6 protein-coding genes are annotated in these 5068 nt (G+C 39.8%); 4 read left to right on the plus strand and 2 right to left on the minus strand.

Annotated features, from left to right (window positions below; all coding sequences use genetic code 11):
• The 4 genes from M998_RS19615 to M998_RS01090 all read left to right on the plus strand — a co-directional run.
• On the plus strand, positions 1-1404 hold a 1404-nt coding region (locus tag M998_RS19615; RefSeq protein WP_068907153.1), incomplete at its 5' end, for a hypothetical protein.
• Positions 1405-1407: 3 nt separating this feature from the next.
• Entirely contained in the window at positions 1408-1695 is a 288-nt protein-coding gene (locus M998_RS01080) for a DUF2523 family protein (RefSeq protein WP_068907154.1), read from the plus strand.
• A gap of 12 nt (positions 1696-1707) precedes the next feature.
• Positions 1708-2763: a zonular occludens toxin domain-containing protein gene (locus tag M998_RS01085; RefSeq protein WP_068907155.1), complete on the plus strand. Its 1056-nt coding sequence runs from the start codon at positions 1708-1710 to the stop codon at positions 2761-2763.
• Complete coding sequence (locus tag M998_RS01090) at positions 2760-3980, plus strand: type II secretion system protein GspD (RefSeq protein ID WP_068907156.1); 1221 nt, start codon at positions 2760-2762, stop codon at positions 3978-3980. Before M998_RS01085 ends, M998_RS01090 begins: the two co-directional genes overlap by 4 nt.
• A gap of 60 nt (positions 3981-4040) precedes the next feature.
• Here M998_RS01090 and M998_RS01095 read toward each other — a convergent pair whose 3' ends face one another.
• Both M998_RS01095 and M998_RS01100 read right to left on the minus strand, forming a co-directional pair.
• The gene (locus M998_RS01095; RefSeq protein ID WP_068907157.1) at positions 4041-4328 is read right to left on the minus strand and encodes a hypothetical protein; all 288 of its coding nucleotides are present in this window, start codon (positions 4326-4328) and stop codon (positions 4041-4043) included.
• 227 nt (positions 4329-4555) lie between these two features.
• Entirely contained in the window at positions 4556-4798 is a 243-nt protein-coding gene (locus tag M998_RS01100) for a HigA family addiction module antitoxin (protein WP_068907158.1), read from the minus strand.
• Positions 4799-5068: the final 270 nt, after the last annotated feature.

A 5068-nucleotide genomic window follows, 5' to 3' on the forward strand; every position in this document is an offset into this window, starting at 1 on the left:
CTTATTTTAATGGGAACATTTTACCCGATTTATCGTGCTCAGGCGGCATTACCGCTATTGGCTGCACGCGCTGTCATTCCGGCTATTTTAGGACGAATTGTTGTTAAACGCGCCATGCAGACAGCGGCAAATGACGCTGTGTATTTGAGTTTAGTGAATAATACAACCCGAGCTATCTCTGCAACAACACGTGCTAATGCGGCATCTGTTGGTACAAAATCTTTCTTTCGCTCATCAAGTGGTGCGCTAACATGGGCGGGTGTCGGTTATTCGGTTGGCGATATTTCTTCTGAATATTTCGCTAATAAAGGCGACGTGATGGTTGCGACAACGGGAAAATCGATAGGCAATGGACGCTATGAAGTTGATGTTGGAGGAAAAACCTATATTACCGATTTTTTGCCCTCGGAGTCGAATCCATTTATTGCAACACCCGTTATTAATGGAAATATACCGAGTTATACGGTTTCTGAATTAACCTCAAGCATGCAATGGTATCAAGTGATATACACGAAGCCAGAGCAATATATTGTGGGGTCGGTTGAAAGCGTGGCTAGAGGATATTTTGATTACATAACTGAAGGCGGTTCCGGTAATTGTCCGGCTGGAAGTGGACTGTGTACGTATGAATTTACGCCAACTGAAATTGAAATTAACTCAGGTTCAACCTCTTATGTAAAATATCAATATACCGCTTTTTATACCGATAAGTTAGGCAATGAAGCCAGTCAAATTTATAACCCTTTTCAACGTATGCAAATTTATTATAATAAAAGTTACATTCCCAATAATCAGGCGATTGATAAACAATTTCTCATTGCCAATGATTTAGATGGGTTTGAAGCGTTAGAAAAACTCAAAGAATACCAACTCGATTTAGATAAATTAGCGTCAATGCTAAATAATCTTTTTTATCAGTCTGCGACACAATCTGATTATGATGGCATTCCGATTACTTCATCGAATCCTATTACGGCGAATGAAATAAAATCCGTATATCCCGATTATGGAAAATTAACCGACTTTGATTTGTTATATCCGGCTCAAGTAAAACCCGATGGGGATTTAGTAATTAAAACACCGGGAATTTCTACCGAAACAGGGCAATCAGGAAAAGTGGAATTAGATTTAGGGGAATATCCAGAAATAGATGAACCTAATTTAGAAGAACCGCCAACGGGAAAAGAAATATTAGAGCCGATTGAAAATTTAATGCCGTTTATTAAAAATATCCAGCTTCCCAGCAAAGAAGCTAGTTGTCCCGTTGCCGAATTTAACGTATTCGACACGCAATACAAAATCGATTCCCATTGCCCATTGCTCGAACAAAATAAAGCCTTATTTCAATTAATCGCAGGCATTCTGTGGGCTTTTTTATCTTTGCGTATTATTTTGAGTGCATAAGCTATGTTTAAATTACTCTTATCGGTTTTTAATTCGTCCTTAAAATTCGTGTTTCGGGCGCTTATTATTAAATTTGTCCTTTTTTTCGGGCTATATTTTGCTGTGCATGAATTGGTTTCCGTCATGGTGACATGGTTGCCCAATGGCTCAGATTTACCACAATTATTTTCTCAGTTACCCGACAGTGTTTGGTACTTTATGAATCTCTTTTTAGTGCCATATGGTATCACGCTGCTTTTAAGCGCCCACTTTACACGCTTTATTATTCGTCGCATTCCACTGATTGGTTAATAGGGTAAAAGTATGGCAATTTCAGCCTATGTAGGCGTACCGGGTAGCGGTAAATCGTATGAAGTCGTGAGTAACGTCATTATTCCTGCGTTTATGAAAGGACGACGCATTGTCACCAACTTGTACGGCATATCTCAAGACAAAATCACTGCCTATTGTTTGGCTCATCGTAAAGCGGATACGGATTCCCTCGGTGAAATTGTTTATGTCGATAATGAACAGGTCATGGATGATAATTTTTTTCCGTATATGGAAAATGATACTTTGGCAGAAAATACCTTCTGCCGGTCAGGTGACTTAATTTGTCTCGATGAAATTTGGCGTATTTGGGAAAATGATAAAAAAATTCCAAAAAATCACCAATCCTTTATTGCTGAACATCGCCACTTTGACGGGGAAAACGGGGTTACCTGTGATTTAGTGGTACTTAACCAAGCCGTTTCGGGCTTACCTCGATTTATTAAAGACAGGGTAGAAAGCACATTTCGAATGACTAAGCTCACGGCATTAGGGCTAAGAAGCCGCTATCGTGTTGATGTCTATACCGGAATTAAGTTGTTTAAATCGAATAAAGTCAGTGCCTATCAATGTAAGTACGATAAGAAGGTTTTTCCACTCTATCAATCGCATGTGAATGGACAGGGTGTCGAGCAGGTCGTCGATAAACGCCAAAATGTGTTTAGTTCACCGAAAGTTATCCTTATGCTCTGCGGTTTTCCTTTTTTACTCCTTATCAGCTTGAGCTTTCTCTATCAGTTTTTTACGCGATTTGACGCCAAAAATGACGTTGATACGCCTGTAGACCAAGCAATATCGCAATCCATAAATCAGACATCCAATAAAAGCGTTATTTCGCCATCAATACCCACATCTGCACCGCCATCGATATCGGAACAATGGCGTATTGTCGGTAAGTTGGAAAAAGAAGGGCGGTCATGGGTGATTTTAAAAGATAAGCAAGGGCGGTTGCGACTCGAACCCGCCTCAGGATTTATGCTCAAAGGCAGGATGCAGGCGGGCACTATCGACGGAAAAGTCGTCACGGTATATTCAGGGGATGGGGCATGAAAAAATTAATTATCGCACTACTTTTTAGTTGTTCTATCTTCAATTGTTTTGCAAAAGGAACGGATTTCGAATTACGCGGGGTTCCATTGCCCGAGGCGATTGGGTTGCTGTATGGCGAAGTGTTTAATCAATCGTTCATGCTTGCGCCAGAGTTAATCAATGATGAGCGAAAAGTCTATTTTCATATCACACCGGATATTGATGAACGGGCATTTATTAATCGTTATTTTTCTAACATGAATATTCGTATTTGGCAAAAAAACGGTGTGAATTACATTACACCCTTTATTCCTAAAACCCCTGAAATTAAACGTGAATCCTTTGTGTATCAACCGCGCTTTCGCAGTGTGGGCTATCTTTCCGATATTTTACGCGGGCAATTTGAAGGGCGTTTCAATCAACAAGGGGGAATAGGGAGTTACTCGACCACTCAGCTCACAGATGCTCAACCGAACAGCGCAACCGATTTTATTAATCGACACGGAGATGTCTTGGTCTATTACGGCACAAAAAGTGAAATTGAACGGATGAAAACCATCTTACCGTTAATCGATACCGCTACGGAGGAAGTGATTGTTTCTGCTTATGTTTTTGAGGTTCAAACTGCAGAACGCAACGGCTCAGGGTTGGCATTAGCGGCTAAATTGGTCTCGGGTAAGTTCAATGTCGGCATCGGTTCTGAAAGTGGTTTTGATAATTTTGTGCGTTTTAAAACGGGGTCATTAGATGCATTGTATGAATTATTCCGTACTGATAGCCGTTTTCATGTCGTGAGTTCACCACGATTACGGGTAAGTAATGGGGCAAAAGCGGCTTTTTCGGTTGGCTCGGATGTGCCCGTGTTAGGACAAGTGAGTTATTCTGATAATAAACCGGTTCAGTCTATCGAATATCGCTCCAGTGGAATTATCTTGAGTGTTCAACCTGAAATTCGTCAAGACCTCATCGAACTCAATATTGATCAACAAATCTCTAATTTTGCCAAAACAGAAACGGGGGTCAATAACAGTCCAACGCTGATTAAACGGCAGGTGAATACGCAAGTGAGCGTTGCCGATGGTGACATTATTTTATTGGGTGGGTTGGCTGAAAATAAAGTATCCGAAGCTGAAACAGGTTTTTCCTTTTTACCAAAAGATTGGTTTACCGGCTCATCGGATGAACATAGTAAAACAGATATTTTAGTGATGCTACAAGTGAAAAAGGTCAGTCGATAGAGAAATGATTGATGGGGAGCTGCGTACCGCAGCTCTGCGAGGAACGCAGCTTCTCATCAATTAATTTCCAAGAAAGATTTGCTTCATTTGAGTCAATTCAGCTAAAGAACCAGGTAACATTATTCCTAAGCTCTTATCGTATTTACCATGAATGATTTCATGGACTTCGGCTTGTTTCCATTTCACTTTAATTTCGGTAAGCACTAATTCAGCACTTTTTAAATCATCAAAGTAGGTTGATTTTATCAGCTTTTTAGTCCATCTGTTTTCGACCCTATCATATATTAGCGATCCACAAAATCCTCTTGCAATACAGTATCCAGCAACAAAATGTGTTTTTTCATTCATAACAAATTGTTTCCTCATGTTAGATTTTTTTGGTATTTATACCCGTTAGGGTATGTGAGGCGACAATCAATTGCAACAGGTGACGCTGTCACTAAATCGCCGATAAACAGGGAGGACTTATAAATCCGCAAGAAACTGCGCTTGCGCCTCCTGTTAAGCCATCTTTTAGCGGAACAATCAACGATGTGATTGTTTGATGGTCGAAGACAAAAGAAAGATAAAGCGGCTTATTCGGTGAGATTTTTTATGTGGTTATTTTGGATGTTTAACCAAAAATTTGGGGAGCTTCCAAGTCGTCTCGATAATTTTTCAGCCAGCTCAGCATTAATATTGATCTGGCCATTAACGAGTTGTTGAGTAAAAGACAGTTCAGCATTCAACATGTTAGCGCATGTGGCGATATCAAGATTTGATTCAATTAAGGTTTCATTAATGATTTCGCCAACATGTGGAGGGTTATGCATTTTCATTGTGTCATTCTCCATTTGATAACGCATAATAACAGGATTAAATAATGAAACGAAAACGGATAAGTCAGAATAAATTATTTTTATCTAAATTGCTGACTAGTGCAAAGTTAAACGATTTGCCTTTATCTATGGTGGTTGCGTTAGCTAATCAAAAATCCGAGTTAGATATGATTTTACGTAAAAAAGCGCGGCGAAAACCAAACGAGAAACCAACACGGTTAGCTACACAATACACTCGATTGCCTCATTTTACATTTAGGTTCGCATAAT

It is taken from the genome of Providencia heimbachae ATCC 35613, from assembly GCF_001655055.1.
Classification (GTDB): Bacteria; Pseudomonadota; Gammaproteobacteria; order Enterobacterales; family Enterobacteriaceae; genus Providencia; species Providencia heimbachae.

What these genes read in the sequence shown, in the direction of transcription:
- M998_RS01080 (WP_068907154.1), top strand. Translation starts at nt 1,408, where the DNA reads ATGTTTAAATTACTCTTATCGGTTTTTAATTCGTCCTTAAAATTCGTG.
- M998_RS01085 (WP_068907155.1), top strand. Translation starts at nt 1,708, where the DNA reads ATGGCAATTTCAGCCTATGTAGGCGTACCGGGTAGCGGTAAATCGTAT.
- M998_RS01090 (WP_068907156.1), top strand. Translation starts at nt 2,760, where the DNA reads ATGAAAAAATTAATTATCGCACTACTTTTTAGTTGTTCTATCTTCAAT.
- M998_RS01095 (WP_068907157.1), bottom strand. Translation starts at nt 4,328, where the DNA reads ATGAATGAAAAAACACATTTTGTTGCTGGATACTGTATTGCAAGAGGA.
- M998_RS01100 (WP_068907158.1), bottom strand. Translation starts at nt 4,798, where the DNA reads ATGAAAATGCATAACCCTCCACATGTTGGCGAAATCATTAATGAAACC.